The sequence below is a fragment of the Comamonas guangdongensis genome (assembly GCF_041079535.1).
Lineage (GTDB): Bacteria > Pseudomonadota > Gammaproteobacteria > Burkholderiales > Burkholderiaceae_C > Comamonas > Comamonas guangdongensis.
In genome coordinates this window covers 304,064-331,020 of record NZ_JBFYGN010000001.1, presented here as the reverse complement: position 1 = coordinate 331,020, position 26,957 = coordinate 304,064, and the positions used below count along the sequence as shown (strand labels likewise).

Below are 26,957 nucleotides of genomic sequence, written 5' to 3'. Positions count from 1 at the left end.
GACGGAATCAAGAAGAAATCAATTCTTCCTCATTACTGTTTTTGTGAGCGTTTAGTAACTCCGAAGAGTTTTGTTCCGAAGAACTGGCTGCTCGCCACCAAACGCCCACGCTTATCGGCTGTATTTTTTTAAGGATCCCGACTCAAAACCGGTCAACACCAGTCTTGAATTTCGTTGCTTGCTGCGATCAGCGAATCTATGTATTGTAGCACGGTTTTTTGCGCACTCATCAAAGTTTTGCAACTTTTTGTTTGAACCCAAAGGACTCAAACAAAAAGAAAAAGCCAGAAGGCTTTTTCTTTGATTTGGCGGAAACGGAGGGATTCGAACCCTCGATGAGGCTCTACACCCCATACTCCCTTAGCAGGGGAGCACCTTCGGCCACTCGGTCACGTTTCCGGAATGACGCTATTGTAAACAGCTTTTTTGCGCGTTTTGGAAAAGTCGCGAAAATTATTCGCTCTTGTCCAAACCGAAGGCCGTGTGCAGAGCGCGCACCGCCAGCTCAAGGTACTTCTCGTCGATCACCACCGAAGTCTTGATCTCGGACGTGGAGATCATCTGGATGTTCACGCCTTCCTTGCTCAGGGCACGAAACATGGTGGAGGCCACGCCCACATGGCTGCGCATGCCGATGCCGACAATGCTGACCTTGGCGATGTTGGGATTGCCCACCACTTCAGAGGCGCCCAGGGAAGGAGCAACCTTGTCGCGCAGCAACTCGACCGCGCGCTGGTAGTCGCCCTGGCTCACGGTGAAGCTGAAGTCGGTCTTTCCGTCCTTGGAGATGTTCTGGATGATCACATCGACTTCGATGTTGGCATCGGCCACGGGACCGAGAATGCCGGCAGCGATGCCGGGAGTGTCGGGCACGCCGAGCACAGAGATCTTGGCTTCGCCGCGGTTGAAAGCGATGCCGGATACGACGGCCTTTTCCATTTTTTCGTCTTCCTCAAAAGTAATCAGCGTGCCGGACTTGGCTTCTTCTTCCAGATCGATGTCCCAGGGCGTGAAGCTGGAGAGCACGCGCATGGGCACCTTGTACTTGCCAGCGAATTCCACCGAGCGGATCTGCAGCACCTTGGAGCCCAGGCTTGCCATCTCCAGCATCTCTTCGAAGCTCACGGTATTCAGGCGCTTGGCGGCCGGCACCACACGCGGGTCGGTGGTGTAGACGCCATCCACATCGGTATAGATCAGGCATTCGGCAGCCTTGAGCGCAGCCGCCACAGCCACGGCCGAGGTATCGGAGCCGCCACGACCCAGCGTGGTGATATTGCCTTCGGGGTCGATCCCCTGAAAGCCCGTCACGATCACCACCCGGCCGGCATCGAGATCGGCGCGCACACGCTTGTCGTCAATGGACTCGATGCGCGCCTTGGTGTAGCTGCTGTCGGTGCGCACGGGCACCTGCCAGCCCGCATAGCTGACGGACTCCATGCCTTCGGCCTGCAGCGCGATGGCCAGCAACGCAGACGATGCCTGCTCGCCGGTGGAGGCCAGCATGTCGAGCTCACGGTAGTACGAGGTCTTGGCGTGACTGGGAGCCAGCTCGCTGGCCAGACCCAGCAAACGGTTGGTTTCGCCACTCATGGCGCTGGGCACGACCACCAACTGGTGACCTGCCCGAGCCCACTTGGCCACGCGCTTGGCAACGTTGCGGATGCGCTCTGTCGAGCCCATCGAGGTGCCGCCGTATTTATGAACGATCAGTGCCATTGGATACTAAAGGGTGACGAAACAGCAGCCACGGCGCAGGTCACAAAGGTTTTGGCGCGCCGGCGGTTTTCGTGCAAATAGAAAGACCAAAACCTAAGAATTGTACCAATCGAGGATTGCCCCCCGGCGCTGCACAAACCCGCACCCCACCTTGATATGGATACGGTGCCCTCGCGTAGTGCAAACGCCGATCTGCGCCACGAGCTGCGCCAGCTGCGCCGTGCTCGGAGTTGTGCCATGCACGCTGCGCAACCAATGGCGCAGAACATTGCCCAGACGAGCCTGGGGCAGCGCCTGCAGATCCTTCAGGCGCGGCGGCATGCCAACGGCTTGCAGATCCGACAGAGCCAACTCGTCCAACAGCTCCGCTGCCTGGGCGCAATGCGCGCTGCTGCGCGCAAAAGTGCTGCGAAATTGCGGGAAGACCTGCTCCAGCACCGGCAGCAGCTGTGCGCGGATGCGGTTGCGCGTATAGCCCTGATCCGTATTGGTCGGATCCTCCACCCAGTCCAGGCCGCGCTGACCCAGCCAGTCTCTGAGCGCCTGGCCCGGCACGCGCAACAAAGGCCTGAACCATTCCAGCCCCGCACGCTGCCAATGCTCGGGCATGGCCGCCAGGCCTGCCACGCCGGCACCGCGCGACAAGGCCAGCAGCAAGGTTTCCACCTGGTCGTCGGCATGCTGGGCCAGCGCCAGAGAGCGCACCGCTTCCAGCCCCCCTCCATCGGCACCCGAGAAGCCCTGCTGCGCGGCCTGAATCAAGGCCTGGTAGCGGCCCTGACGCGCAGCGTCTTCGGGACTCTGTCCCGTCTCATGGCGCGCATCGATCTCGCAGACCTGGAGCGGGATGCCGTGCCGCGCACATACCTGCTCGCAATGCCTCTGGAAGCCGTCCGCCGCCGCCTGCAAGCCGTGATGCACATGGATTGCCCGCACTTGGCCGGGCCAGCGCGCATGGCAGGCCAGCAGCAGTGCCGATGAATCGGCGCCGCCGCTGAATGCCACGGCCAGCGGCAGCGGCGGATCGAAAGCCGCGATAGCCCGGTCCACCAACTGCGCCGAGGCAGCTTCCGAAGCATTCGTCAGGCCGGCTCTGGGCAGGGCTTGCATCTCAGGTCCACTCCGCAGGTTTCAAAATACCAAAATCAATAGCACTTAACGCAGATACCCACTGGGATTGAGGCTAGATTCATCTCAATCTCCAGCACCGCGCCACAAACACCAATGGCTCCCGCAGGAGCCATTGTGTGCAAGCGGCGGGCAAGCCGGCTGATTAGCGATTGTCCGCCTTGGTATCGGCGAACTTGCCATAGCTCTGGATGCGCTCATAGCGGCGATCCTGCAGCTCCTTGGGCTTGAGATCGGCCAGCTGACGGAAGGCATCGCCCAGCGCGCGCTTGAGGAAGGCGCCCATCTGCTTGGGATCGCGGTGCGCGCCGCCCACGGGTTCGTTGACGATCTTGTCCACCAGACCCAGGGCCTTGAGACGGTGGGCCGTGATGCCCATGGCATCCGCAGCTTCCTGAGCCTTTTCGCCGGTCTTCCACAGAATCGAAGCGCAGCCCTCGGGGCTGATCACGGAGTACACCGAGTACTGCAGCATCAGCACCTGGTCCGCCACGGCAATCGCCAGCGCGCCACCCGAGCCGCCTTCACCGATGATGGTGGTGATGATGGGCGTCTGCAGCTGGGCCATCTCATAGATGTTGCGGCCGATGGCTTCGGACTGACCGCGCTCCTCGGCGTCGATGCCGGGGAAGGCGCCAGGCGTATCCACAAAGGTGAACACGGGCAGCTTGAATTTCTCGGCCGTCTTCATCAGGCGCAAGGCCTTGCGATAGCCCTCGGGGCGCGTCATGCCGAAGTTGCGCAGCGTGCGCTCCTTGGTATCGCGGCCCTTCTGGTGACCGATCACCATGCAGGGCTGGCCGTTGAAGCGCGCCAGGCCGCCGACTATGGACTGATCGTCCGCGAAGTGGCGATCGCCATGCATCTCGACAAAGTCGGTAAAGCATTCGCGCACATAGTCCAGCGTGTAGGGGCGCTCGATGTGGCGCGCAATCTTGGTGATCTGCCAGGGGGTCAGATCGCTGTAGATGTCCTTCGTCAGCTGCAGGCTCTTCTTGCTGAGCTGTTCGATCTCTTCCGAGATATCGACTGCGCTTTCGGTCTGCACATAGCGCAGCTCTTCGATTTTGGATTCAAGTTCGGCAATAGGTTGCTCGAAATCCAGAAAGTTCTTTTTCGCCAACGTAATTCTCCTTGTGCCAGCCTGTTGCAATCCTTGCAATCGGCCAGTGGACAGATGTCATCAAGCCACAGGCTGCGCCTCGAGCGAGCGCCAAATATACCAAGTTGCAACCGTGCACCACGGTTTCCAAGCCTCGGCAACCTCACGGGCATCGCTGCGACTGACAGGATCACCCGAAAAATAATTGAGAGAGATGCCCTGAATCAAACCGGCGTCATCGAGCGGCAGCACATTGGGCCGCGCCAGGTAATAGATCAGGAAATTTTCGGCCGTCCAGCGGCTCAGGCCGCGAATCGACATGAGCTCGGCGATGATGACATCGTCACTCAGCTCTGCCCATTCATCCATGCGCAGACGGTTCTCGGTGAAATGCAGCGCCAAATCGACCAGATAGTCCACCTTGCGCGCCGACAGGCCCGCCGCACGCATATCATCGACCTTGAGCTTGAGCACCAGCTCGGGCTTCATCTCGGCCGGCAGCTTGGCAAACTTGTTCCACAGCGTCTTGGCCGACTTGACCGAAATCTGCTGACCGATGATGGAACGCGCCAGCGTGGCAAAGGCCTCGCCCCGGCCACGCGGCAGCAGCGCCTGGCTGCTGAGCTGCGGAATCAGGCGCTTGAGCACGCGGTCGCGGCGCATGAGCTGGCGGCAGGCCTCGGCCCAATAGGCGGGCACGCCTTCGGGCAGCGCCAGGCTGATCTTGGGTGCCGCAGCCTTGGTCGCTACACCGGCCTTGGCGGCCGCCACAGGTTTGCCGGCCGCGGACGCCGCTTCCGCCTGAGCCGCGGAGCCCAGAGGCGCTACCGGCAGCGGCGCCTCGGGCCCGACGGGCACGGGCAGATCGACCACCAGCGGCAGCTGTTCAAACTCCATGGTGTCCAGATGCTTGGCCGCACTCATGTACGACTCCTCACATGGCACGCATGGTTGATGGGACTCTGCATAAAGCCTTCAGCCCTTGGCCGCAGCTTCCCAGGTCGTGCCCGCGGCGGAGTCCTTGAGCACAATGCCCTGCTCCAGCAGTTCCTTACGGATGCGGTCGGCCTCGGCCCAGTTCTTCGCGGCCTTGGCAGCTGCGCGTGCTGCAATCTGCGCCTCTATGGATGCACCATCCACACCCGCGGCACCCGCCTGCAGGAATTTCTGCGGGTCGTCCTGCAGCAGGCCCAGGCTCGCGCCCAAGGCTTTGAGCAGGCCCGCCACCTCGGGCGACTTGCTGCGATTGACCTCGGCGGCCAGCTCGAACAGCACGGCCACGGCTTCGGGCGTGCCGAAATCCTCGTCCATGGCCGCCTTGAAGCGCGCCGCGTAGGGACTGCTCCAGTCGATCTGCACCTCGGCGGGCGCCACCAGGCTCAGCGCCGTGTACAGACGCTTCAGGGCGCCGCGCGCATCGTCGAGATGCACATTGGAATAGTTGAGCGGACTGCGGTAGTGGCTGCGCACCACGAAGAAGCGCACGGTCTCGGCGTCGTACTCCTGAAGCACATCGCGGATGGTGAAGAAGTTGCCCAGCGACTTGGACATCTTCTCGTTGTCCACGTTGATGAAACCGTTGTGCATCCAGGTCCTGGCAAACGGCTGGCCCGTCGCGCCTTCGCTCTGGGCGATCTCGTTTTCGTGGTGCGGGAACTGCAGGTCTGCGCCGCCGCCATGGATGTCGAAGCTCTCGCCCAGCAGAGCGCAGCCCATGGCCGAGCACTCGATATGCCAGCCGGGACGGCCTTCGCCGAACGGGCTCTGCCACTTCACATCGGCCGGCTCCTCGGGCTTGGCGGATTTCCACAGCACAAAGTCCAGCGGGTCCAGCTTGCCGTCGGCCACGGCCACGCGCTCACCGGCATTGAGCTCGTCCAGCGACTTGCCCGACAGCTTGCCGTAGCCGGGGAACTTGCGCACCGCGTAGTTCACGTCGCCATTGCCGGCCTGATAGGCCAGGCCCTTGGTCTGCAGCGTGCCGATCATGGACAGCATCTGCGGCACATATTCGGTGGCGCGCGGCTCATGCGTGGGGCGCTCAATGCCCAGAGCGTCCGCATCCTGGTGCAGCGCGTCTATCATGCGATCCGTCAGGCTGCGGATGGTCTCGCCGTTTTCCACCGCGCGCTTGATGATCTTGTCGTCAATGTCGGTGATGTTGCGCACATAGGTCACGCGATAGCCGCTGGCACGCAGCCAGCGCTGCACCACGTCGAAGGCCACCATGGAGCGAGCATGGCCCAGGTGGCAGAGGTCGTACACCGTCATGCCGCAGACATACATGCGCACATGGCCGGCTTCCAGCGGCGAAAACGCTTCCAATGCACGCGACAGCGTGTTGTAGATACGCAAACTCATGAATCTTGAAATAGGGAGAGAGGGTGGCGACCAGCAGCACTCACATGCCTGCATTGCATGAACCGTGCCTGCCATACCCTGAGACTGAAAAATGCGCAAAAGCATCCGGACACATTCCCATCCGGACGGACGCCCAAGCTCCGCACACCCCTCAGCTACAATTCCCGCCAGTATAAGCCCGCGCCGCAGAGCTCTTCTGGCGGCGCACCGAAAGCACCTACATGCCTGTACGCAACTTGTTTAGTACCGCAGCGCGCGTGGCAGCCCTGGCCGCCATGCTGGCCGCGGGCAGTGCCTATGCCGACGATTACGCGGATATTGCCCAGTTGCTCAAAAGCGGCAAGGCGCAGCAGGCGCTGCAAAAAGCCGATGAGTATCTGGCCAAGAATTCGCGCGATCCGCAAATGCGCTTCCTGCGCGCCATTGCGCTGACCAACGATGGCAAGACCGAGGACGCGATAGCCGCCTTCCGCCAGCTGACCGAAGACTACCCCGAGCTGCCAGAGCCCTATAACAATCTGGCCGTGATCTATGCGCGCCAGGGCGAGCTCGACAAGGCCCGCGCCGCACTGGAAGCCGCCGTGCGCAACAACCCGAACTACGCCGTGGCCTACGAGAACCTGGGCGATATCTATGCCCGGCTCGCCTATCAGGCCTATGCACAGTCCCAGGCCAAGGGCGGCCGCGCGACCGCACTGCAGCCCAAACTCAAGCAGCTCAAGGAGCTGCTGCAGCCGGCCTCGGAAGGAGCTCCGGCCCAGTCGGTGGACCCCGTCAACGCCCCCACGCGTCAGAAGGGGCGCCGCTGAGTCGGCCTGCTTCGGCACTCACCCAATCCTGCCGGCCATACTGCGCCGGCCGGCTTTTGCCCCAGCCTCCGGACCGGCACTGCAGCCGGTCTGCCCAAGGTTTACCTCAAGGAGCATGCAATGCTGCATTTTCGTCGCCACAGCCTCAAAGCCCTTTCAGCGATTGCGCTGACAGCCAGCATCTTTACGGCTCCCAGCTTCGCGCAGGCCGAGCCCAAGGTGCAGCTCAAGACCAGCATGGGCGATATCGTGGTCGAACTCAATGAAGCCAAGGCCCCCAAGACCGTTGCCAACTTCATGCAATATGTGAACGACAAGCACTATGACGGCACCATCTTTCACCGCGTGATCGACGGCTTCATGATCCAGGGCGGCGGCATGGATGCCGAGATGAGGGAAAAGCCCACGCGCGCACCGGTTCCGCTGGAGGCCGGCAACGGCCTGAAAAACGATCGCGGCACGATTGCCATGGCGCGCACCGGCAACCCCAACTCGGCCACCTCGCAATTCTTCATCAATGTGGTGAACAACGACATGCTCAATGCACCCAAGCCCGATGGCTATGGCTATACCGTGTTCGGCAAGGTCATCAAAGGCATGGATGTGGTGGACAAAATCCGTGCTGTCGCTACGGGCAACCGCGGCATGCACCAAAATGTGCCCACGACGCCCGTGACCATTCTCTCAGCCACCGAAGTCAAGTAACAACGCGGCGCGGCCTCGCGGCGGCGCCCTTTCTGTCAAACCTCAAGAAAGCACAGACATGAGCAATCCCCAAGTCGAACTGCACGTGACCATCAACGTAGCCGATACCGCAACCCAGGGCGTGATCACCCTGGAACTGGACGCCGTGAACGCGCCCAAGTCCACCGAGAACTTCCTGAGCTATGTGAACAAGGGCTTCTACAACGGCACCGTGTTCCACCGCGTGATCAAGAACTTCATGATTCAGGGCGGCGGCTTTTCTGCCGACATGAAGCAGAAGGAAACCGACGCTCCCATCGAGAACGAAGCCAAGAACGGCCTGAAGAACGACAAGTACACCATCGCCATGGCCCGTACCAACGATCCGCACAGCGCCACGGCCCAGTTCTTCATCAACGTGGTGGACAACGGCTTCCTGAACCACACCGCACCCAATGGCCAGGGCTGGGGCTATGCCGTGTTCGGCAAGGTGGTCAAGGGCGAGGAAGTGGTGGACGCCATCAAGAAGGTGCGCACCACACGCAAGGGCTTCCACGACGATGTGCCTTTCGACGCCGTGGTGATCGACAAGGCAGTGGCCCTGTAATCACCCCCTGAGGCGCTGCGCGCCTTCCCCCTCTCTCTTCGTCGGGAGGGGGACGACGGCCTCGCTGCGGGGCGGCCCTTGCTTGCCGCCTCTCGCTCGGGGCCGTTATTGTTTTCAGGCTGCGTACTTTTTCAAATGACTGAATCCATGCTGAATTCAGATCCTCGCACTACCCTGCCTCATGTAGCGCAGTTGCAGGCTGCGCCGCACTGGCGAGCTATCGATTTTATTTCCGATCTGCACCTGCAACCGTCCGAGCCGCAGACCGTGCAGGCCTGGCGCGACTATCTGGCGCGCAGCACGGCCGATGCGGTCTTCCTGCTCGGCGATCTGTTCGAGGTCTGGGTCGGCGACGACGCTCTCGACGAACCGGACAGCTTCGAAGCCGAATGCGCTGCCGTGCTGCGCGCGGCCGCACGACAACGCCCGCTGTTCTTCATGGTCGGCAACCGCGACTTTCTGGTGGGAGCAGAGTTTTTGCGCCAAAGCGGCGTGACCGGCCTGGCCGACCCGACGGTGCTGCACTGGGCCGGCCCCAGCATCTTGCTCAGCCACGGCGATGCGCTATGCCTCGACGATGTCGAATACCAGCAGTTTCGCGCCCTCTCCCGCTCGGCCGCCTGGCAGCAGCAGCTGCTGGCCCAGCCTCTGGCCGCGCGCCGCGCCCTGGGCCGCTCCGCCAGATCCGAAAGCGAGCAGCGCAAGCAGTCCGGCGCTCCCTATGCCGATGCCGATGCGCAGATGTGCGCCACCTGGATGCAGGCCGCGCAAGCCCCGTGGCTGATCCACGGCCATACCCATCGCCCCGCCGACCATGAGCTCGCACCCGGGCAGTGGCGCATCGTGCTCAGCGACTGGCATATCGATGCCCATACCCGCCGCGCCGAGGTGCTGCGCGTGACACCGCAAGGCTGGCAGCGCCTGACTCCCGAGCAGGCCTGAGGCACTACCAAAAGCGGAGCTGGATACGCTCGATATTCATAGATTTTCCTTGGAAATCAATTCAAATTCTATGAATAGCATGCGTGAGCCGCTATCAAAATCGCTAGTCCACAAAGCCCGGCACCGCAGATGCCGGGCTTTTTCATTTCGGCCGGACTCGGCCAGCGCTCCTTGTCGGACTGCGCCGCGGCCTGCTGCGGGCCATCAACCAACAATCTCTAACAATTTTCGACATTTACATCTGATCTGCATACATTTCTTCACATTTAACTCCGTTCGCGATTAAATAAAAAACCCAAAACCGCGCAAGCTGACTGAAATCAGGAGGAAGCATGCAGTCGACGGAATTCGTTGTCGAAGGGAATCACCATCTTGCCCAGCTGATGAGCCCCGGCGTTTGCGCCGAAGGCGTGGACCGGATGCTGCGTGCGATTCGCAAGCATCTGGGCATGGATGTCGCTTTCATCTCGCACTTTCGCCCACCCGACCGCGTGCTGACACATGTGGACAGCGTTCCGAACGGCCCTCTGCAGCAGGACCAGTCGATCCCGCTCAAGGAAGGCTATTGCCTCAAGGTCGTGCAGGGCGAGCTGCCGCAGTGCATTCCGGATACGGCATGCGTACCGGCCACGCAGCACATCGCGGCCACCCACGCCATCCCCATAGGCTCCCACCTCAGCGTCCCGGTCCGGCTGGAGAACGGCCAAATCTACGGCACGCTGTGCTGCTTCAGCTACCTGCCCAACCCCTCCCTGGGCGAGCGCGATATGCAGCTGATGCGTGCGCTCGCCGACATCCTGGCCGCGCGCCTGGACGAAAGCGCGGCCGCCGAGCAAGCCAGGCAGGGACTGGCTGGCGAAGTCCGCTCGGCCATGGAGCACGGCGCGCCCAGGATTGTGTTTCAGCCGATCTGCCGTATTGCGGACCGTACGATCTGCGGTTTCGAGAGCCTTTCGCGCTTCGATATCGAGCCCCGGCGGGCGCCCGACCAATGGTTCGAACTAGCGGACCGGGCCGGCCTGGGCCTGGAGCTCGAACTGCACGCGATCACCAAGGCCCTCACCGCCCTCGAACGACTGCCGTCCAGTTGCAGCCTGAGCGTCAACAGTTCTCCGGAGCTGATACTGACAGGCCGGCTGTACCCGCTGCTGGATCGGATGACGGACCTGTCGCGCGTGGTGCTCGAGATCACCGAGCATGCCGCCGTGCAGGACTACCAGGCCCTGGCGCTCAGCCTCGAGCCTTTCCGGCGGCGCGGCGCCAGATTGGCCGTCGACGATGCGGGCGCCGGCTACTCGAGCATGCGCCACATCCTGAATCTGGCGCCGGAGATCATCAAGCTGGATATCAGCCTCACCCAGCATATCGACTCGGACGAAAAGCGCCGTGCCCTGGCCAAGGGCCTGACCAGCTTTGCGCACGAGATTGGCAGCCTGGTGATTGCCGAAGGCGTGGAGCGCCCAGAGGAGCTCGACATGCTGCAAAAGCTGGGAGTGGACTGCGCCCAGGGCTATCTGCTGTCCAAACCTCTGGAGCTTGAAGCGGCCGCGGTGTTCTCGCTGTCATAGCGCGGCAGAACCAGCCCCGGCCGCGCTCCGGCCTGCTGCTCGGCGGGAGCCCATCCCTGTCCGCCGGCAGCCATGACGGCGGACAGGGGCTTAGACGGAAATAGCCGAGGCCGAGCCCAGCTGCTTGCGCAGCTCGAACTTCTGGATCTTGCCCGTGCTGGTCTTGGGCAGCTCGCCAAACACCACGGCACGCGGCACCTTGTAGCCAGCCAGATGCTTTTTGCAATGGGCGATGATGTCCTCGGGCGTGGTCTGTGCGCCGGCCTTGAGCTCCACAAAGGCGCAGGGCGTCTCGCCCCATTTGGGGTCGGGCTTGGCGACCACGGCCGCGGCCAGCACCGCGGGATAGCGGTAGAGCACGTCCTCGACCTCGATGGAGGAAATGTTCTCGCCGCCCGAGATGATGATGTCCTTGCTGCGATCCTTGATCTGGATATAGCCATCGGGGTGCTGCACGGCCAGATCGCCGCTGTGGAACCAGCCGCCGCGGAAGGCCTCGTCCGTCGCCTGCGGGTTCTTGAGATAGCCCTTCATCGCGATATTGCCCTGGAACATGATCTCGCCCATGGTCTGGCCGTCGTGCGGCACGGGCTGCATGGTCTCGGGGTCCAGCACCGCCGCCGAGCGCTGCAGATGGTAGCGCACGCCCTGGCGCGAGTTCAGGCGCGCACGCTCGCCGATGTCCAGCCGGTTCCAGCTCTCGTGCTTGGCACAGACCGTGGCCGGCCCATAGGTTTCCGTCAGGCCGTAGACATGGGTGATGTCGAAGCCCATGGCTTCCATGCCCTCGATCATCGATGCGGGCGGCGCGGCCCCGGCCACCATGGCCTTCACACCTTCGGGCACGCCCTGCTTCATGGCGGCCGGCGCATTTACCAGCAGGCTGTGAACAATGGGTGCGCCGCAGTAATGGGTGACGCCATGGCTGCGGATGGCATCGAAGATCGCCTGGGCCTCCACGCGGCGCAGACACACGTTCACCGCCGCGCGCGCGGCCACCGTCCAGGGGAAGCACCAGCCGTTGCAGTGGAACATGGGCAGGGTCCACAGATAGACCGCATGCTTGGGCATGTCCCACTCCAGCACATTGCTGATGGCGTTGATATGTGCGCCGCGATGGTGGTAGACCACGCCCTTGGGGTTGCCCGTGGTGCCGCTGGTGTAGTTCAGCGCAATCGCATCCCATTCGTTGGCTGGCAGTTGCCAGTCGAAATCCGCATCACCCCGGGCCACAAAGCTTTCGTAGTCGATGACGCCTATCTGTTCGGCGGCTGCGCCATAAAGCTCATCCTCGACCTGGATCACATAGATGGGCTCGCTGCGCTGACGCAGCTTGAGCGCCTTGGCCATCACGCCCGCGAACTCCGGATCGACGATCAAGGCCTTGGCCTCGCCATGGTCCAGCATGAAGGCCAGGGTTTCGGCGTCGAGCCGGGTATTGAGCGTGTTGAGCACCGCACCCGACATGGGTACGCCGAAGTGGGCTTCCACCATGGGCGGCGTATTGGGCAGCATCACGGCCACGGTGTCGTTCTTGCCTATGCCGATTTTTTGCAGGCTGCTGGCCAGCTGACGGCAACGCGCATAGGTTTGTGCCCAGCTCTGGCGCAAGTCGCCATGAACAATGGCCAGGCGCTCGGGGTAGACCTCGGCCGTACGGGCAATAAAGCTCAGCGGCGTCAGCGCTGCGTAGTTGGCGGTATTCGGTGCAAGGTTCAGATCGAAAGAACTTGTCATGTTTGTCTCCTGAGCGTTTTGTACCTCAGCATGAGTCACGCCAGGCTTACAACCGAGCGCCATACAGGCCTGTTGTGATCGGGATCAAGCAGTTGCGCCCGAAATGGCCGCACCGCGCCGGCAAAACGGCATGCGACATGCACAGACAAACCAGAGCAGGACAAATGGTCATTCAGCGAGACAGTACTTTCAACAGCTTCTGAAAAACAGTAAATTCATTTGAAATCAACAACATGCAATCCCATTGAAAAATCCCCTCATTCCTCAGGCAGGGCCAACCCATGCAAGTCATCTATAAGACATCATTTATCTGACAGACCAATCACCAGGACTTCGAATCGCTTTTAGAATGCGCTCATGTTTTGAGGACATGACTGCCTGCACTGGCAGTGCAAGACCGGCATCTCTGCCCGCACGGAGCCGGTCGCAAGCCTCAAGACTGTGTGGCGGAGGAGACGTTTTAGAGGAGAGCCTGGCAATGATCCAGGCATCAGGAGACCTAAGCCTGCACCCATCGGTGCAGGCTTTTTTTTGCCCGCCCGCACATTCCTGGCGCGCCATCGGCGTTTGCCGAAAAAGGCAGAATACGCGGGTGGCCATTCCCCAATCATTCATTCAAGAGTTGCTCTCCCGCGTCGACGTCGTCGACATCGTGGGCCGCTATGTGCAGCTCAAAAAGGGCGGCGCCAACTTCATGGGCCTATGCCCTTTCCATAGCGAGAAGTCGCCCTCCTTCACGGTCAGCCCCAGCAAGCAGTTTTTCCACTGCTTTGGCTGCGGCAAGAATGGCAATGCCATCGGCTTTCTGATGGAGCATGCCGGCATGGGCTTTGTCGAAGCCGTGCAGGAGCTTGCCAACCAATGCGGCCTGCAAGTGCCGCAGGACGACATCAGCCCCGCCGAGCGCCAGCGCCAGGCCCAGCAAAAGCAGAAGGCCGAGACCTTGAGCGATTTGCTGGAAAAAGCCGGCGACTCCTACCGCAAGCAGCTCAGGGCCGCACCCAAGGCCATCGAATATCTCAAGAAGCGTGGCGTCTCGGGCGAAGTCTCCAAGCGCTTCGGCCTGGGCTACGCGCCCGCAGGCTGGCATGGGCTGGCCAGCGTGTTTGCCGAGTACGACAACCCGCAGCTCGAGGAATGCGGCCTGGTCATTGTGGGCGAGGAAGACGGCCGTCGCTACGACCGCTTCCGCGACCGGCTGATGTTCCCCATCCGCAACGTCAAGGGCGAATGCATAGGCTTTGGCGGCCGCGTCTTCGGCGACGAAAAGCCCAAATACCTGAACTCGCCCGAAACCCCGGTCTTCCACAAGGGCCGCGAGCTCTACGGCCTGTTCGAGGCGCGCCAGGCCTTGCGCGACATGGGCTATGCCCTGGTCACCGAAGGCTATATGGACGTGGTGGCCCTGGCCCAGCTGGGTTTTGCGAATGCCGTGGCCACGCTGGGCACGGCCTGCACCCCGGACCATGTGCAAAAGCTGTTTCGCTTTACCGATGCCGTGGTCTTCAGTTTCGACGGCGACGGCGCCGGCCGCCGCGCGGCGCGCAAGGCGCTGGATGCGGCCCTGCCGCTGGCCACCGACACCCGCTCCATCAAATTCCTGTTCCTGCCCTCGGAGCATGACCCCGACAGCTTCATCCGCGAATACGGCCCCGAGGCTTTTGCGCGCTATGTGGGCGACGCCACCCCGCTGAGCCGCTTTCTCATCGAGTCGGCCAGCGAAGGCTGCGACCTGGGCCAGACCGAGGGCCGTGCCCATATGGCCAGCAACGCCAGGCCGCTATGGTCGCAACTGCCCGACGGCGCGCTCAAGCGCCAGTTGCTGTCCGAAATTGCGGCCCTGGTGCAGCTGGACGCGCGCGACCTCGCCGACATCTGGGCCCAGGAAGCAGCGCGCACCGCCCCCATGGCCAGGCGCGCACCCGCACCGGCCAACAGCCAGCCCCCCGAATGGGATGCTCCACCCAGCTGGGATGCGGCTCCCGAGTGGGCCGAGGCCAGCCCTGCGGCCTACCAGCCTCAGGACAGCAGCGGCAACTGGCGTGGCCGCCGCGAACTCGGACGCCAGCGCAAGCCCTGGGGCAAAAAAGGCGAGGAGTGGAGCCCGCCGCCGCTGGGCCCGCGCCCCACGCCCGTGAGCCGCGAGGACCAGGCTGCTCGCTTGTTGATGTGCCATATGGAGTTCATGGAAGAAATGACCCATGAGGACTTCAATGCCCTGGCGCGCAAGGAAGATGCACGCAGCAGCCTGTTCCGCTGGCTGGAGGCCCAGTTCCAGGAAACCGGCCCCCGACCCTGGGCGCTGCTGCGCGAGCAATTGCGCGGCCTGCCGCATGAAATGCTGGCCGACAAGCTGATGAGCGGCCCGCATGGCCAGCCCGAGGGCGAGCTGCCCGAGCTGCGCAAGGAGCTGCGCGACGTGCTCAACCGCATCCAGATCAGCCATATCGATGAAATGACGGTGCAGGTGGTGCGCAAAGCTTCATCCGACCCCACCGCAGCCCAGAAACTGCGCGATCTCTATGCGCGCAAGCAGGTTCTCGAAGCCCAGCTGAGAAATTCCTCAACTTCCTCTTGAAATACCGTTAAGACGGTATAATTACTAGGATATAGGCAAGAGCGACAGCAGCACCTCCGGCCCGGGCCCCGTGAAGGAATCACGTGATGGCAGCAACTGCATGGCCCAATTTCCGCAAGGACTGCATACCAAATGATCGCCCCAAGATCTTGCCGGGGAGTTTTTGGCTCCCGCTGGACAGGCTAGGCCTGCCCGTGCGCCAGCCTATGTGGCGTTTGTTTGCATTTTCCGTTTCTCTTTGTGTGTTTGTGTGTGTTCGTACCGTGAGAGGTGTTCATGCCCGTTTCAAAGTCCGTGAAGTCCAAGCAGGCCCCCGAAGCTTCCGCGAAGCCAAAGACCTCTAAAACTTCCACTTCCGCAGCAGCGACTCCAAAGGCCAGTGCCGACAGACCTGTTGCGAAGAAGCGTGCCGCAGCTGCGGCCGAAGCCAAGAAAGACACCATAGTGGTTACCAAGTCACAAGCCGAACTCAAAGCCATGGCCGATGCGCTGCTGGCCCAGGCAACACCCAAGCGCGGCCGCAAGAAGGCCTCCGAGGACGAAGACACGGCTGCAGAGCCCGCAGCCAAGAAGACCGTTGCCAAGAAGGCTCCGGCCAAGAAGACCGCAGCCGCCAAGGCTCCCGCCGCCAGCGCCGATGCCGGCAAGGCTCCGGCCAAGCGTGGCCGCAAGCCCAAGGCCAAGGAAGCCGATGAGGACATGGACGACACCGACCTGTCCGACATCGACAACGACCTGGAAGGCGAGGTCGAGGAGGAAGCGGAGAGCGGAGCCGCTGCCGCTCCGGCCGAGAAGGTCAAGCCTCTGCGCATGAAGATCAGCAAGGCCAAGGAACGCGCCTTGATGAAGGAATTCGGCCTGGACGAAACCGTTCTGACCGAAGAGGAAATGAACACCCGCCGTCAGCGTCTGAAGATGCTGATCAAGCTGGGCAAGACCCGCGGCTACCTGACCCACGCCGAAATCAACGACCACCTGCCCGACAAGCTGGTCGATGCCGAAACGCTGGAAGTCGTGATCTCCATGCTCAACGACATGGGCGTGGCGGTCTACGAGCAGACTCCCGATGCGGAAACCCTGCTGCTGAACAACACCGGCCAGTCGGCCACGACCGAAGAAGAAGCGGAAGAAGAGGCGGAAGCCGCGCTGTCCACCGTGGACTCCGAATTCGGCCGCACCACCGACCCCGTGCGCATGTACATGCGCGAAATGGGCACAGTCGAGCTGCTCACGCGCGAAGGCGAAATCGAGATCGCCAAGCGTATCGAAGGCGGCCTGATGGACATGATGGAAGCCATCTCGGCTTCGCCCGCGACCATCGCCGAGATCCTGACCATGGCCGAGGAGATCCGCGAAGGCAAGGTCGTGATCTCCACCGTGGTGGACGGCTTCGTCAATGCCGACGAGAACGACGACTATGTGGCCGAGGAAGACTTCGACGAGTACGACGAAGAGGACGACGACGACGGCAAGGGCGGCTCCAAGGCGCTGACCAAGAAGCTCGAAGAGCTGAAGAACGAAGCCCTGGGCCGTTTTGACGCCATGCGCGAGCTCTTCGACAAGATGCACAAGGTGTACGACAAGGACGGCTACGGCTCCGAGACGTATATGAAGGTGCAGAAGTCCATCACCGAGCAGCTGATGACCATCCGCTTCACGGCCAAGACCATCGAGAAGCTCTGCGATCTGGTGCGCGCCCAGGTGGACGACGTGCGCAAGAAGGAGCGCGAGCTGCGCAAGATCATCGTGGACAAGTGCGGCATGACGCAGGAGCAGTTCATCAAGGACTTCCCGCCCAATCTGCTGAACCTGGAATGGGTGGTCAAGCACGCTGCGGCCGGCAAGCCCTACAGCGCCGTGCTGGAGCGCAACATCCCGCCCGTACAGGAGCTGCAACAGGCCCTGATCGACCTGCAGGCCCGCGTGGTCGTGCCTCTGGAAGAGCTCAAGCGCATCAACAAGCGCATGAACGACGGCGAGCGTGCCAGCCGCGACGCCAAGAAGGAAATGATCGAGGCCAACCTGCGTCTCGTGATCTCCATCGCCAAGAAGTACACCAACCGCGGTCTGCAGTTCCTGGATCTGATCCAGGAAGGCAATATCGGCCTGATGAAGGCCGTGGACAAGTTCGAATACCGCCGCGGCTACAAGTTCTCGACCTATGCCACCTGGTGGATCCGTCAGGCCATCACGCGCTCCATCGCCGACCAGGCCCGCACGATCCGCATCCCGGTGCACATGATCGAGACCATCAACAAGATGAACCGCATCTCGCGCCAGCATCTGCAGGAGTTCGGTTTCGAGCCCGATGCGTCCATCCTGGCGGCCAAGATGGAGATCCCCGAGGACAAGATCCGCAAGATCATGAAGATCGCCAAGGAGCCGATCTCGATGGAAACCCCCATCGGCGACGACGACGACTCCCATCTGGGCGACTTCATCGAGGACAGCAACAACACCGCGCCCGTCGATGCAGCCATGCAGGCCGGCCTGCGCGATGTGGTCAAGGACATCCTCGATGGCCTGACCCCGCGCGAAGCCAAGGTGCTGCGCATGCGCTTCGGCATCGAGATGTCCACCGACCATACGCTGGAAGAAGTGGGCAAGCAGTTCGACGTGACGCGCGAGCGCATCCGCCAGATCGAAGCCAAGGCGCTGCGCAAGCTCAAGCACCCGAGCCGCTCGGACAAGCTGCGCAGCTTCATCGACTCGCTGTAATGCCAGTCACCGGGAATCCGCCACCGGCGGGCTCCTGCCATCAGGCCCTGACCTCACCCGAGGTCGGGGCTTTTTTACATGTACCCCAGGTCAGCAAGTCTTTGCTTGTGTGCAAAGCAAAGCCAGAGACAACGGAGATCAGCCATGAACCACCCCATCCTCACTGCGCCAGGCCATGCCACCACGCGTCGCCAATGGCTGGGCTGTACCGCGGCCCTGTTGGCCGGCACCGCTCTGCCCGCGGCTCAGGCCGGCCCGGCCCAGCGCCTGGGGGCGCAGCTGCGCATCGTGATCCCCGCCAACCCGGGCGGCGGCTGGGACCAGACCGGCCGCGCGCTGGGCGCGGCGCTGACCAGCAGCGGCATGGTGGACAAGGTCGTCTATGAAAACATAGGCGGCAAGGGCGGCACCCTAGGACTTGCCGAATACACCAAGCGCTACGGCAGCGACCCGGGCAGCCTGCTGATCGGTGGCATGGTCATGGTCGGAGCCCTGGCCTTGAACAAGGCCTCCAAGGATTTGCAGCAGGTGCAGGCACTCGCGCGCCTGACCAGCGACTATCTGGTGGTGGCCGTGCCGGCCGATTCGGCGATTGCCGACCCCAAGTCCCTGGCCAAAGCCATGCGCGAGAACCTGGGCGCACTGGCGATTGCCGGCGGCTCGGCCGGCGGCGTGGATCATATGTATGCGGGCATGCTGGCCAGGGTCGCCAAGGCCAACCCCGAGCAGCTGCAGTACAAGCCGTTCCCCGGCGGCAACGATGTGGTCAAGGCCCTGCTGCAGAAACAGGTGCAGGTCGGCATTTCCGGCTACAGCGAATTCCGCGACGCCCTGCAGGCCGGCAAGCTGCGCGCCCTGGGCGTCTCGTCGCGCCGCGCGCTGTTCGGCATCGCCTCGTTGCGCGATCAGGGCGTGGATGCGGAAATGTCCAACTGGCGCGCCGTCTTTACCGGCAAGAGCCTGCCTGCGGAGCGCTCCCAGCAAATGCTTGCGGCCATCGAATACGCGGTCGCCCAGGACGGCTGGAAGCAGAGTCTGGCCAGCAATAGCTGGAGCCCGTCGTGGCAGACCGGCAAGGCGCTGCATGATTTTCTCGAGATCGAGACCTCCACCGCGCAGCTCATGACCTATCTGCTCAAGCTCAAGAGCTGAGAGCGCCTCCATGCCTGAAGCCATGAACCAGACCCAACCGCCCCAGCGCCCGCTGTCCATCGCCGTCATGGGCGCAGGCTCGGTAGGCTGCTATTTCGGCGCCCTGCTAGCGCGCGCCGGCCACAGCGTGACGCTGATCGGCCGCGAGTCCCATATGCAGGCCGTGCGCGAGCGAGGCCTGCGGCTGCAGACCGCGACCGAGGACGTCTGCATCCCCATGGCCGCCAGCACCTCGGCCCAGGCCGTGAGCGGCGCCGATGTGCTGCTGTTCTGCGTGAAATCCACGGACACGGAAGCCGCCGCCACGCAGATCCGGCCTTATCTGGCCGCCCACACCCAGGTGCTGAGCCTGCAGAACGGCGCGGACAACGACCAACGCCTGCGCCAGGTGCTGGGTGCGCAGCCCGTGGCGGCGGCCGTGGTCTATGTGGCGACGGCCATGGCCGGTCCCGGCCATGTTCGCCACTTCGGCCGCGGCGAGCTGGAGATCGCACCCTGCCCGCAAGGCGCGGAAATCGCCCGGCAGTTCAGTTCCGCCGGCATCCCGACCCAGGTGTCGGAGCATGTGCTGGCCGCCCTCTGGCAGAAACTGATCATCAACTGCGTCTACAACGCGCTCTCCGCGCTCACGCAACAGCCCTATGGCTGGTTGGTGGCCCAGGCCGATGTGCCGGCCGTGATGCAGGACATTGCGGCCGAATGCAAGGCCGTGGCCCTGGCCGACGGCGTGGCCCTGCCCGCCTCGGTGGACCAGGCCGTGGCCGCCATCGCGCGCACCATGCCCGGCCAGCTGTCCTCCACGGCCCAGGATCTGGCGCGCGGCAAGCCGACGGAGATCGACCACCTCAACGGCTATGTGGTGCGGCGCGGCCAGGCCCTGGGCATTGCCACGCCCGCCAACCGCCTGCTGCAGGTGCTGGTGCAGCTGAAGCAGGCCGCGGACCTCAAGGCCTGACTATGTTTTCCATAGCTGCCAGCGCAGTCTGACAAAAGGCTACAGTGCAATTTTTCGCCTAATGTGGCCCTCGATCGCCAGCCACTCTGTGGGCAGCCACCATGAATTCGGCGCCGGGCGCGCCCGCAGGCTCCGCCTATTGCTACAAACCCTGGAGCAGTATGTGGAGCCGTAATATTCGTGGCTGAGCTGCAACACTTGTCGCTTGTTTGTGGCGTTTATCACTTCAGGGCGTTGCAGTTGCAGATTTGGAGCTACTAAACTTGTAGCAAAACAAATTACCCGCTATAGTCAATCTGACTTGGCACTGAACGCACGGGCAGGTGCGCCCAGGCTCAATAACACCACTGCGCAAGGAGAAGCGTCCATGAGCTCCAAGGAAAACGCCGCCATCAACCAGCTGTTTGAGAAGCTCGAATGCCGCTATGCACTGCGCGTGCTGTGGGCGCTGCGGGACGGTCATCCCCAGACCTTCCGTCTGCTGCAGGACAGCGTGGGCGGCATCACTCCCAACACGCTCAACACCCGCATCAAGGAACTGCGCGAATGCGGTCTGCTGGAGCACGGCAGCGACGGCTATACCGTGACCCTTTCCGGCCAGGACCTGCTCAAGCGTCTGTCCGATGTGCAAGCCTTTGCCAACCGCTGGGTGGCGGCGCGCGCCAAGAAGTAAATCTTGCCGCGGTTGCGGCGAGACTGCCGGCTGCTGCTACCATCTTGCCTATCATCCCAGGGCCCCAAGCATGCTTGGCGGGCCCTTTTTTCCATCGCTTTTCTCCGCGCTGAAAGGAAATCCATCATGGCTTTCAACACCACTGCCTCTGGCCTGCAATACGAAGACACCGTTGTGGGCGAAGGCGCCGAAGCCCGTGCCGGCCAGAGCGTCACCGTGCATTACACCGGCTGGCTCTACAACAACGGCGTGCAGGGCGCCAAGTTCGACTCCAGCAAGGACCGCAACGATCCTTTCGTCTTCCCCCTGGGCGCCGGCATGGTGATCAAGGGCTGGGACGAAGGCGTGCAAGGTATGAAGGTCGGCGGCCAGCGCACCCTGCTGATCCCCGCAGCCCTGGGCTATGGCGCACGCGGCGCAGGCGGCGTGATCCCCCCCAATGCCACGCTGAAGTTCGACGTGGAACTGCTGGCCGTCTGATAGGCATCAGCCCATGAAAAAAGCGGCCCTCACGGCCGCTTTTTTTGCTTGCAGCGCTCTACAGCGCTTCGGCACCGAACAAGGCCTTGTGCAGCGGCCCATAGGCCCTCTCGCCCGCGGCATCGCGTATGCGCGGCGCCAGCGCGGCGAGCTGCTCGTAGCCCACGGCCGCCTCCACCGCCAGATTGAGCCTGAAGCCCTTGAGTCCCAGCCCGCCCGTGATGGCCACGGCCATGGGATAGGCCTGCTGATAGCGGCGCGAGGTGCTGGCCGGGTCCACCTCGCTCCCGTCCTCCGGCGCAGCGCAAGGCTGCTGCAGCTCTTCTCCACCGGCTTCCCGCGTTGCCAGCCAACCCCTGGTGACCAGGGGCAGAATATCGTCCTTGCCCACGCCCAGCGCCGATATGGCCTCGAGCACCTGGGCCAGGCTGCGGTTACCGTCAAACAGCAGAAAGGCCGAACGCAGACGCGGACTCAGATCGGCATGGCGTTCCTTGAAGGCCTGCTGTCCCGCAGGTGTTTTGACGAAATACATGAGCCGGCCCTCCTCCTCTCCCTCTGTGCATGATTTGCCCGGGCATCCTCCGCAATGAACCCCGGGCCATGGTCTGCAGAGTGAGGGATTTGCCTCAGACTGCAAAGCGGGTTTACCTGCAAACAAGCAGGCGGCTTGCGCAGCATCAACAGCCTGGCTCGGTCCTCGGGGAGCGGGCGTCAAAACAGGCTCAGGCCCAAGTTGCCAAAGCGCCTACAAATCAGGATTGCCCGCCGCCTGTGCCACGGCGCGACTCCCACCAGCTCACGGCAAACGTCGCAGCAAAGCCCACGGGCACGCCGAACACGCCCGCCGATATGGGCTGAATTCCCCACCACAGCACCTCGCCGCGCAAGACCTGGGGCAGCACGCCCTGCAGACCCGGCACATGGGCCACCATGTAATACACCGTCACGGCCAGCCCCAGCAGCATGCCGACCACGGCGCCGCGGCGCGTGGTGCGGCGCCAGAAGATGCCCATGACCATGGCCGGCACAAAGGCCGATGCCGCCAGCGAGAACGAGGCCGAGACCATGGGCAGGATGTCGGACGAGCGCCGCGCCGCCACAAACGCGGCCGACAGCGCCACCAGCAGCAGAGCAAACTTGGAGAGAATCACGCGCTGCTCGGGCGAGATGCGCCGCTTGGGCTTTTCCAGGCGCTGGCGCTCCTGAAAATACAGATCGCGCACCAGCGCATTGCTGATGGTCAGCAACAAGCCGTCGGCCGTGGACAGCGCGGCCGCCAGTCCCCCCGCCGCCACCAGCCCCGACACCACATAGGGCATGCCGCCGAGCTCTGGCGTGACCAGCATGATGAGGTCGGCGCCCATGCGGATCTCGCCGAACTGCAGGATGCCGTCGCCGTTGATGTCCTCCACCGACAGCAACGATCCGTCCACGCGCGACCATTGGGCGATCCAGTTCGGCAAGGCATCGAAATGCATGCCCACCAGATTGCTCATGACCTCGTACTTGACCAGCACCGCCAGCGCCGGGGCCCCCAGATACAGCAGGCCTATGAAGAACAGCGACCAGGCCACCGAGGTGCGTGCCGCCGATACCGTGGGCACCGTGTAGTAGCGCGTGAGCAGATGCGGCAGTCCGGCCGTGCCCACCATCAGGCAGAACATCAGCGCCAGAAAATTGCGCCGGCTTTCCTCATAGGCCTGCTGCTCCTTGGGCGTGCCGTGCGGGTCGCCCGCAAAAGGCAGGCTTTGCAGCGGAATGCCGCCCAGCGGCTTGACCCGCTCGTCGGTCTCGCGCAGCTCGCGCGTCCAGCGCTCGCGCGCGGCGGCCTCGTCCTTGGGCATGCTCGCGAGTTCGCGGCTGGCGGCCATGATGGCGCCGATATTGCCGCTGCTGGTGCGCAGCTCGCGGATATGCTCGCTCAGCGCCTGCCGCTCGGCCGCCAGCACATTCGGCACATCGCGCAGCTTGGCCTGCAGCACCTGGGCGCGCGTGCGATAGGCATCCAGCACGGACTGCTCGGCCTCGGAGGCCTGCAGCCGCTGCTCCATGAGCGCAATCTTGCCCAGCTGCTGGGTATAGGCCGCGGGCGCCCAGGGATTGCCCAGCTGCTTGTAGGCCAGCCAGGAGACCGGCAGCATGAAGGCCAGCAGGATCACCACATACTGCGCGACCTGGGTCCAGGTGATGGCGCGCATGCCGCCCAGAAAAGAGCACAGCAGCACCCCCCCCAGGCCCAGCATGATGCCGATCTCGAACTGCACGCCCGTGAGCCGCGCCGCAATCAGACCCACGCCATAGATCTGTGCCACCACATAGGTGAAGGAGCAGGTGATGGCCGCCAGCGCCGCAATGATGCGCGGCCAGCGGCCGCCGAACCGGACCTGGAAGAAATCAGGCACGGTATACAGGTTCATGGCGCGCAGATAGGGCGCGATCAGCATGCCCACCAGGCAAAAGCCCCCGGTCCAGCCCAGCACATAGGCCAGCCCGCCGGGCTGGCTGCCCGCGCCCGAAAAGCCCTGCAGATAAAGCGCCCCGGAGAGGCTGATGAACGAGGCCGCGCTCATCCAGTCGGCGGCGGCCGCCATGCCGTTGTAGAAGGCCGGAATGCGCCGCCCGGCCACGAAATACTCCTGGGCATCGCTGGTGCGCGAATACACGCCTATGCCCGCGTAGACCATGACGGTGCAGAACAGGAAGATCGGCCCTATCCAGTGGCGCGAGAGGCCGCGCCCCTCGGCCCAGAGCATGGCCAGCAGAAAACCGGCCACGCCCAGTACATAGAGCAAAAGAATGCGATGCAGCCGCCAGTGATAGGCGCGGCTCAGGGCTGGCCGCTCAGGCATGGAAGTCGGCGGGGGTGGAAGATGCGGCGGGAGCGGCGGCCTCTTGCCGGGCCTGGTCACGCGCCTGTTGACGCTCGAAATAGTCCATGGCCACACAATAGACCACGATGATGAGCAGGAACATCAGGACCGCCCCCTGGGCGGCCATCCAGTAGGCGGCGGGCCAGCCGGGCACCAGGGCCTGCAGATCGCGCGCGAAATAGCTGGTGCCAAATGAAAACACCACCCAGACCGTCAGCAGCAAGGCCTTGAGTCTCAGGTGGCGCATGTCGTGCAGGTCCGGCGGAATGCTCATCTCCGCCGGCTTGCCGAAAGCGTCGGTATCCGACGCGGCATCGTCATGCATGGGCGCGTGATGCGTCTGCATGCGATGCACAAGGCTTATTCGGCCAGTTTCTGCCAGGTGGAGACCACGCTGTCAGGGTTGAGCGAGATGGACGAGATGCCTTCATCGGCCAGCCACTTGGCAAAGTCGGGATGGTCCGAAGGGCCCTGACCGCAGATGCCCACGTACTTGTCCTGGTCGCGGCAGGCCTTGATGGCGCGGCTGAGCAGCTTCTTGACGGCGGGGTCGCGCTCGTCGAAGTCGGCGGCCAGTAGCTCCAGGCCCGAGTCGCGGTCCAGGCCCAGGGTCAGCTGGGTCAGGTCGTTGGAGCCCACGGAGAAGCCGTCGAAGTACTCGAGGAAGTCCTCGGCCAGGATGGCGTTGGAAGGCACTTCGCACATCATGATGAACTGCAGGCCGTTCTCGCCGCGCTTGAGGCCGTTCTCGGCCAGCAGCTCGGTCACGCGCTTGGCCTGGCCCAGGGTACGCACGAAGGGAATCATGATCTTGACGTTGGTCAGGCCCATGTCCTCGCGCACGCGGCGCAGGGCTTCGCATTCCATCTTGAAGGCTTCGCCGAAGTCCTCGGAGATGTAGCGCGCCGCACCGCGGAAACCCAGCATGGGGTTCTCTTCCTCGGGCTCGTAGCGGCTGCCGCCGATGAGCTTGCGGTACTCGTTGGACTTGAAGTCCGACATGCGCACGATCACGGGCTTGGGCCAGAAGGCCGCGGCAATCGTGGCCACGCCTTCGGCCACCTTGTCCACGTAGAAGGCACGCGGCGAGGCATGGCCGCGGGCCACGGACTCGACGGCCTTCTTCAGGTCGGCATCCACGGCGGGGTAGTCCAGGATGGCCTTGGGGTGCACGCCGATGTTGTTGTTGATGATGAATTCCAGGCGGGCCAGACCCACGCCCTCGTTGGGCAGCTGGGCAAAGTCGAAGGCCAGCTGGGGGTTGCCCACGTTCATCATGATCTTGGTCTTGATGGCCGGCATCTCGCCGCGCTTGACCTCGGTCACCTCGGTTTCGAGCAGACCGTCATAGATCTTGCCGGTGTCGCCCTCGGCGCAGGACACGGTCACCAGGGTGCCACCCTTGAGCAGTTCGGTTGCGTGGCCGCAGCCCACGACGGCGGGAATGCCCAGCTCGCGCGCAATGATGGCCGCGTGGCAGGTACGGCCGCCGCGGTTGGTGACGATGGCCGAAGCCTTCTTCATCACCGGCTCCCAGTTGGGGTCGGTCATGTCGGTCACCAGCACGTCGCCGGCCTGGACCTGGTCCATCTGCGAGATGTCGGACACCAGGCGCACGGGGCCGGTACCGATCTTCTGGCCGATGGCGCGGCCTTCGGCCAGCACGGTGCCCGTGCCCTTGAGCTTGTAGCGCAGCTCGGCCTGGCCCTTGGCCTGGCTCTTCACGGTCTCGGGACGGGCCTGCAGAATGTAGAGCTGGCCGTCGGTGCCGTCCTTGCCCCATTCGATGTCCATGGGTCGGCCGTAGTGCTGCTCGATCACCAGCGCATAGTGCGCCAGCTGCTGCACTTCCTCGTCGCTCAGCGAGTAGCGGTTGCGCAGCTCGTGAGCCACGTCCACGGTCTTGACCAGCTTGCCGTCGGCGGCCTTCTCCTCGGCCGTGGCGAAGATCATCTGGATCAGCTTGGAGCCCAGATTGCGGCGGATCAGCGCCTTCTTGCCGGCCTTGAGCATGGGCTTGTGCACATAGAACTCGTCGGGGTTCACGGCGCCCTGCACCACGGTCTCGCCCAGGCCGTAGCTGGAAGTGATGAACACCACTTCCTCGAAGCCGGATTCGGTGTCGATGGTGAACATCACGCCGGCCGCGCCCTTGTCGGAGCGCACCATGCGCTGCACGCCGGCGGACAGGGCCACCACATCGTGCTCGAAGCCCTTGTGCACGCGGTAGGAGATGGCGCGGTCGTTGTACAGCGAGGCGAACACTTCCTTCATCTTGTGCAGCACGTCTTCGATGCCCACCACATTGAGGAAGGTTTCCTGCTGGCCCGCGAACGAGGCGTCCGGCAGGTCTTCCGCAGTCGCGGAAGAACGCACAGCAAACGAGGCCTGGTCATTGCCGGCCTGCAGGCGCACGAATTCGTCGCGGATGGCTTTTTCGAGGTCGGCCGGGAAGGGCTGGCTCTCGACCAGGCCACGGATTTCAGCGCCCACGGCGGCCAGGGCCCGCACATCGTCCACGTCCAGGGCCGCCAGCTTGGCCGAGATCTTGTCGGCCAGGCCCTCGTAGGCCAGGAAGTCGCGGAAGGCATGGGCCGTGGTCGCAAAGCCCGTGGGCACGCGCACGCCCTGGGGCAGCTGCGAGATCATTTCGCCGAGCGAGGCGTTCTTGCCGCCTACGGACTCGACGTCGGTCATTCTCAGTTTTTCAAACGGAACGACCAGTGCGGTCGCCTCGAACAGTTGAGACATGGGAAGCTCCAAAGTTAAAAATCGGTACGCAGGCGGCGCTGGGCTGAATGGCCAGGGCACGCGAACCCATGCTGCATCAAGGCAGTGCTTTGCTGTTCTGGATGTCGGCCGTCAACGAGC

21 protein-coding genes and 1 tRNA gene are annotated in these 26,957 nt (G+C 63.2%); 11 read left to right on the top strand and 11 right to left on the bottom strand.

Going from position 1 to position 26,957, the window contains the following annotated elements:
- Nucleotides 1-306 precede the first annotated feature (306 nt).
- The 6 genes from AB6724_RS01475 to cysS all read right to left on the bottom strand — a co-directional run bounded on the left by AB6724_RS01475 (nt 307) and on the right by cysS (nt 6,310).
- A tRNA-Ser gene (locus AB6724_RS01475) sits at nt 307-399 on the bottom strand.
- 54 nt (nt 400-453) lie between these two features.
- The gene (locus tag AB6724_RS01470) at nt 454-1,719 is read right to left on the bottom strand and encodes an aspartate kinase (RefSeq protein ID WP_369336724.1); all 1,266 of its coding nucleotides are present in this window, start codon (nt 1,717-1,719) and stop codon (nt 454-456) included.
- A 93-nt stretch (nt 1,720-1,812) separates the two neighbouring features.
- Nucleotides 1,813-2,829, bottom strand: coding sequence for a tRNA lysidine(34) synthetase TilS (gene tilS / locus AB6724_RS01465; protein WP_369336723.1), 1,017 nt, complete (start codon nt 2,827-2,829; stop codon nt 1,813-1,815).
- Between the two features lie 163 nt (nt 2,830-2,992).
- Nucleotides 2,993-3,970 carry an acetyl-CoA carboxylase carboxyltransferase subunit alpha gene (locus AB6724_RS01460; protein ID WP_369336722.1) on the bottom strand — a complete coding sequence of 326 codons (978 nt, stop codon included), beginning with the start codon at nt 3,968-3,970 and terminating at the stop codon, nt 2,993-2,995.
- A gap of 60 nt (nt 3,971-4,030) precedes the next feature.
- Nucleotides 4,031-4,873, bottom strand: coding sequence for a DNA-3-methyladenine glycosylase family protein (locus AB6724_RS01455; protein ID WP_369336721.1), 843 nt, complete (start codon nt 4,871-4,873; stop codon nt 4,031-4,033).
- Nucleotides 4,874-4,924: 51 nt separating this feature from the next.
- The gene (gene cysS / locus AB6724_RS01450) at nt 4,925-6,310 is read right to left on the bottom strand and encodes a cysteine--tRNA ligase (RefSeq protein WP_369336720.1); all 1,386 of its coding nucleotides are present in this window, start codon (nt 6,308-6,310) and stop codon (nt 4,925-4,927) included.
- Nucleotides 6,311-6,531: 221 nt separating this feature from the next.
- On the opposite strand from cysS, the gene AB6724_RS01445 reads away from it, so the two are divergent.
- From AB6724_RS01445 to AB6724_RS01425, 5 genes are all read left to right on the top strand, one after another.
- Nucleotides 6,532-7,119 carry a tetratricopeptide repeat protein gene (locus AB6724_RS01445; protein WP_369336719.1) on the top strand — a complete coding sequence of 196 codons (588 nt, stop codon included), beginning with the start codon at nt 6,532-6,534 and terminating at the stop codon, nt 7,117-7,119.
- Nucleotides 7,120-7,239: 120 nt separating this feature from the next.
- Nucleotides 7,240-7,824: a peptidylprolyl isomerase gene (locus tag AB6724_RS01440; protein ID WP_369336718.1), complete on the top strand. Its 585-nt coding sequence runs from the start codon at nt 7,240-7,242 to the stop codon at nt 7,822-7,824.
- A 58-nt stretch (nt 7,825-7,882) separates the two neighbouring features.
- On the top strand, nt 7,883-8,410 hold the full coding sequence (locus tag AB6724_RS01435; RefSeq protein WP_369336717.1) for a peptidylprolyl isomerase: 528 nt from the start codon (nt 7,883-7,885) through the stop codon (nt 8,408-8,410).
- Between the two features lie 135 nt (nt 8,411-8,545).
- Complete coding sequence (locus AB6724_RS01430) at nt 8,546-9,352, top strand: UDP-2,3-diacylglucosamine diphosphatase (RefSeq protein ID WP_369336716.1); 807 nt, start codon at nt 8,546-8,548, stop codon at nt 9,350-9,352.
- A 332-nt stretch (nt 9,353-9,684) separates the two neighbouring features.
- A complete protein-coding gene (locus AB6724_RS01425; RefSeq protein ID WP_369336715.1) occupies nt 9,685-10,920 on the top strand; it encodes a sensor domain-containing phosphodiesterase in 1,236 nt (411 codons plus the stop codon).
- 90 nt (nt 10,921-11,010) lie between these two features.
- On the opposite strand, the gene AB6724_RS01420 is transcribed toward AB6724_RS01425, so the two are convergent.
- The gene (locus AB6724_RS01420) at nt 11,011-12,657 is read right to left on the bottom strand and encodes an acyl-CoA synthetase (RefSeq protein WP_369336714.1); all 1,647 of its coding nucleotides are present in this window, start codon (nt 12,655-12,657) and stop codon (nt 11,011-11,013) included.
- A 592-nt stretch (nt 12,658-13,249) separates the two neighbouring features.
- Between AB6724_RS01420 and dnaG the strand changes: the two genes are divergently transcribed.
- The 6 genes from dnaG to AB6724_RS01390 all read left to right on the top strand — a co-directional run bounded on the left by dnaG (nt 13,250) and on the right by AB6724_RS01390 (nt 21,213).
- Nucleotides 13,250-15,235, top strand: coding sequence for a DNA primase (dnaG, locus tag AB6724_RS01415; RefSeq protein WP_369336713.1), 1,986 nt, complete (start codon nt 13,250-13,252; stop codon nt 15,233-15,235).
- A gap of 276 nt (nt 15,236-15,511) precedes the next feature.
- On the top strand, nt 15,512-17,953 hold the full coding sequence (gene rpoD / locus AB6724_RS01410; RefSeq protein WP_369336712.1) for an RNA polymerase sigma factor RpoD: 2,442 nt from the start codon (nt 15,512-15,514) through the stop codon (nt 17,951-17,953).
- 144 nt (nt 17,954-18,097) lie between these two features.
- Complete coding sequence (locus AB6724_RS01405) at nt 18,098-19,105, top strand: Bug family tripartite tricarboxylate transporter substrate binding protein (protein WP_369336711.1); 1,008 nt, start codon at nt 18,098-18,100, stop codon at nt 19,103-19,105.
- Nucleotides 19,106-19,127: 22 nt separating this feature from the next.
- Complete coding sequence (locus tag AB6724_RS01400; RefSeq protein ID WP_369336710.1) at nt 19,128-20,060, top strand: ketopantoate reductase family protein; 933 nt, start codon at nt 19,128-19,130, stop codon at nt 20,058-20,060.
- A 367-nt stretch (nt 20,061-20,427) separates the two neighbouring features.
- Nucleotides 20,428-20,733 (top strand): winged helix-turn-helix transcriptional regulator, encoded by a 306-nt coding sequence (locus AB6724_RS01395; RefSeq protein WP_234641001.1) that lies wholly within the window; start codon nt 20,428-20,430, stop codon nt 20,731-20,733.
- A gap of 126 nt (nt 20,734-20,859) precedes the next feature.
- On the top strand, nt 20,860-21,213 hold the full coding sequence (locus tag AB6724_RS01390; RefSeq protein ID WP_369336709.1) for an FKBP-type peptidyl-prolyl cis-trans isomerase: 354 nt from the start codon (nt 20,860-20,862) through the stop codon (nt 21,211-21,213).
- 58 nt (nt 21,214-21,271) lie between these two features.
- Here the strand turns inward: AB6724_RS01390 and AB6724_RS01385 are convergent, their stop codons facing one another.
- From AB6724_RS01385 to ppsA, 4 genes are all read right to left on the bottom strand, one after another.
- Nucleotides 21,272-21,748, bottom strand: a complete 477-nt coding sequence (locus AB6724_RS01385) for a hypothetical protein (RefSeq protein ID WP_369336708.1) — start codon at nt 21,746-21,748, stop codon at nt 21,272-21,274.
- Nucleotides 21,749-21,968: 220 nt separating this feature from the next.
- A complete protein-coding gene (locus AB6724_RS01380; protein WP_369336707.1) occupies nt 21,969-24,065 on the bottom strand; it encodes a VC_2705 family sodium/solute symporter in 2,097 nt (698 codons plus the stop codon).
- On the bottom strand, nt 24,058-24,432 hold the full coding sequence (locus AB6724_RS01375) for a DUF4212 domain-containing protein (protein WP_369336706.1): 375 nt from the start codon (nt 24,430-24,432) through the stop codon (nt 24,058-24,060). Before AB6724_RS01375 ends, AB6724_RS01380 begins: the two co-directional genes overlap by 8 nt.
- A 14-nt stretch (nt 24,433-24,446) precedes the next feature.
- On the bottom strand, nt 24,447-26,837 hold the full coding sequence (gene ppsA, locus AB6724_RS01370) for a phosphoenolpyruvate synthase (RefSeq protein ID WP_369336705.1): 2,391 nt from the start codon (nt 26,835-26,837) through the stop codon (nt 24,447-24,449).
- Nucleotides 26,838-26,957 lie beyond the last annotated feature (120 nt).

Bases quoted from the DNA above. Each gene is read 5' to 3' on its own strand.
- AB6724_RS01470 (WP_369336724.1), bottom strand. From the start codon at position 1,719: ATGGCACTGATCGTTCATAAATACGGCGGCACCTCGATGGGCTCGACA.
- tilS (WP_369336723.1), bottom strand. From the start codon at position 2,829: ATGCAAGCCCTGCCCAGAGCCGGCCTGACGAATGCTTCGGAAGCTGCC.
- AB6724_RS01455 (WP_369336721.1), bottom strand. From the start codon at position 4,873: ATGAGTGCGGCCAAGCATCTGGACACCATGGAGTTTGAACAGCTGCCG.
- cysS (WP_369336720.1), bottom strand. From the start codon at position 6,310: ATGAGTTTGCGTATCTACAACACGCTGTCGCGTGCATTGGAAGCGTTT.
- AB6724_RS01445 (WP_369336719.1), top strand. From the start codon at position 6,532: ATGCCTGTACGCAACTTGTTTAGTACCGCAGCGCGCGTGGCAGCCCTG.
- AB6724_RS01440 (WP_369336718.1), top strand. From the start codon at position 7,240: ATGCTGCATTTTCGTCGCCACAGCCTCAAAGCCCTTTCAGCGATTGCG.
- AB6724_RS01435 (WP_369336717.1), top strand. From the start codon at position 7,883: ATGAGCAATCCCCAAGTCGAACTGCACGTGACCATCAACGTAGCCGAT.
- AB6724_RS01430 (WP_369336716.1), top strand. From the start codon at position 8,546: ATGACTGAATCCATGCTGAATTCAGATCCTCGCACTACCCTGCCTCAT.
- AB6724_RS01425 (WP_369336715.1), top strand. From the start codon at position 9,685: ATGCAGTCGACGGAATTCGTTGTCGAAGGGAATCACCATCTTGCCCAG.
- AB6724_RS01420 (WP_369336714.1), bottom strand. From the start codon at position 12,657: ATGACAAGTTCTTTCGATCTGAACCTTGCACCGAATACCGCCAACTAC.
- rpoD (WP_369336712.1), top strand. From the start codon at position 15,512: ATGCCCGTTTCAAAGTCCGTGAAGTCCAAGCAGGCCCCCGAAGCTTCC.
- AB6724_RS01405 (WP_369336711.1), top strand. From the start codon at position 18,098: ATGAACCACCCCATCCTCACTGCGCCAGGCCATGCCACCACGCGTCGC.
- AB6724_RS01400 (WP_369336710.1), top strand. From the start codon at position 19,128: ATGAACCAGACCCAACCGCCCCAGCGCCCGCTGTCCATCGCCGTCATG.
- AB6724_RS01395 (WP_234641001.1), top strand. From the start codon at position 20,428: ATGAGCTCCAAGGAAAACGCCGCCATCAACCAGCTGTTTGAGAAGCTC.
- AB6724_RS01390 (WP_369336709.1), top strand. From the start codon at position 20,860: ATGGCTTTCAACACCACTGCCTCTGGCCTGCAATACGAAGACACCGTT.
- AB6724_RS01385 (WP_369336708.1), bottom strand. From the start codon at position 21,748: ATGTATTTCGTCAAAACACCTGCGGGACAGCAGGCCTTCAAGGAACGC.
- AB6724_RS01380 (WP_369336707.1), bottom strand. From the start codon at position 24,065: ATGCCTGAGCGGCCAGCCCTGAGCCGCGCCTATCACTGGCGGCTGCAT.
- AB6724_RS01375 (WP_369336706.1), bottom strand. From the start codon at position 24,432: ATGCAGACGCATCACGCGCCCATGCATGACGATGCCGCGTCGGATACC.
- ppsA (WP_369336705.1), bottom strand. From the start codon at position 26,837: ATGTCTCAACTGTTCGAGGCGACCGCACTGGTCGTTCCGTTTGAAAAA.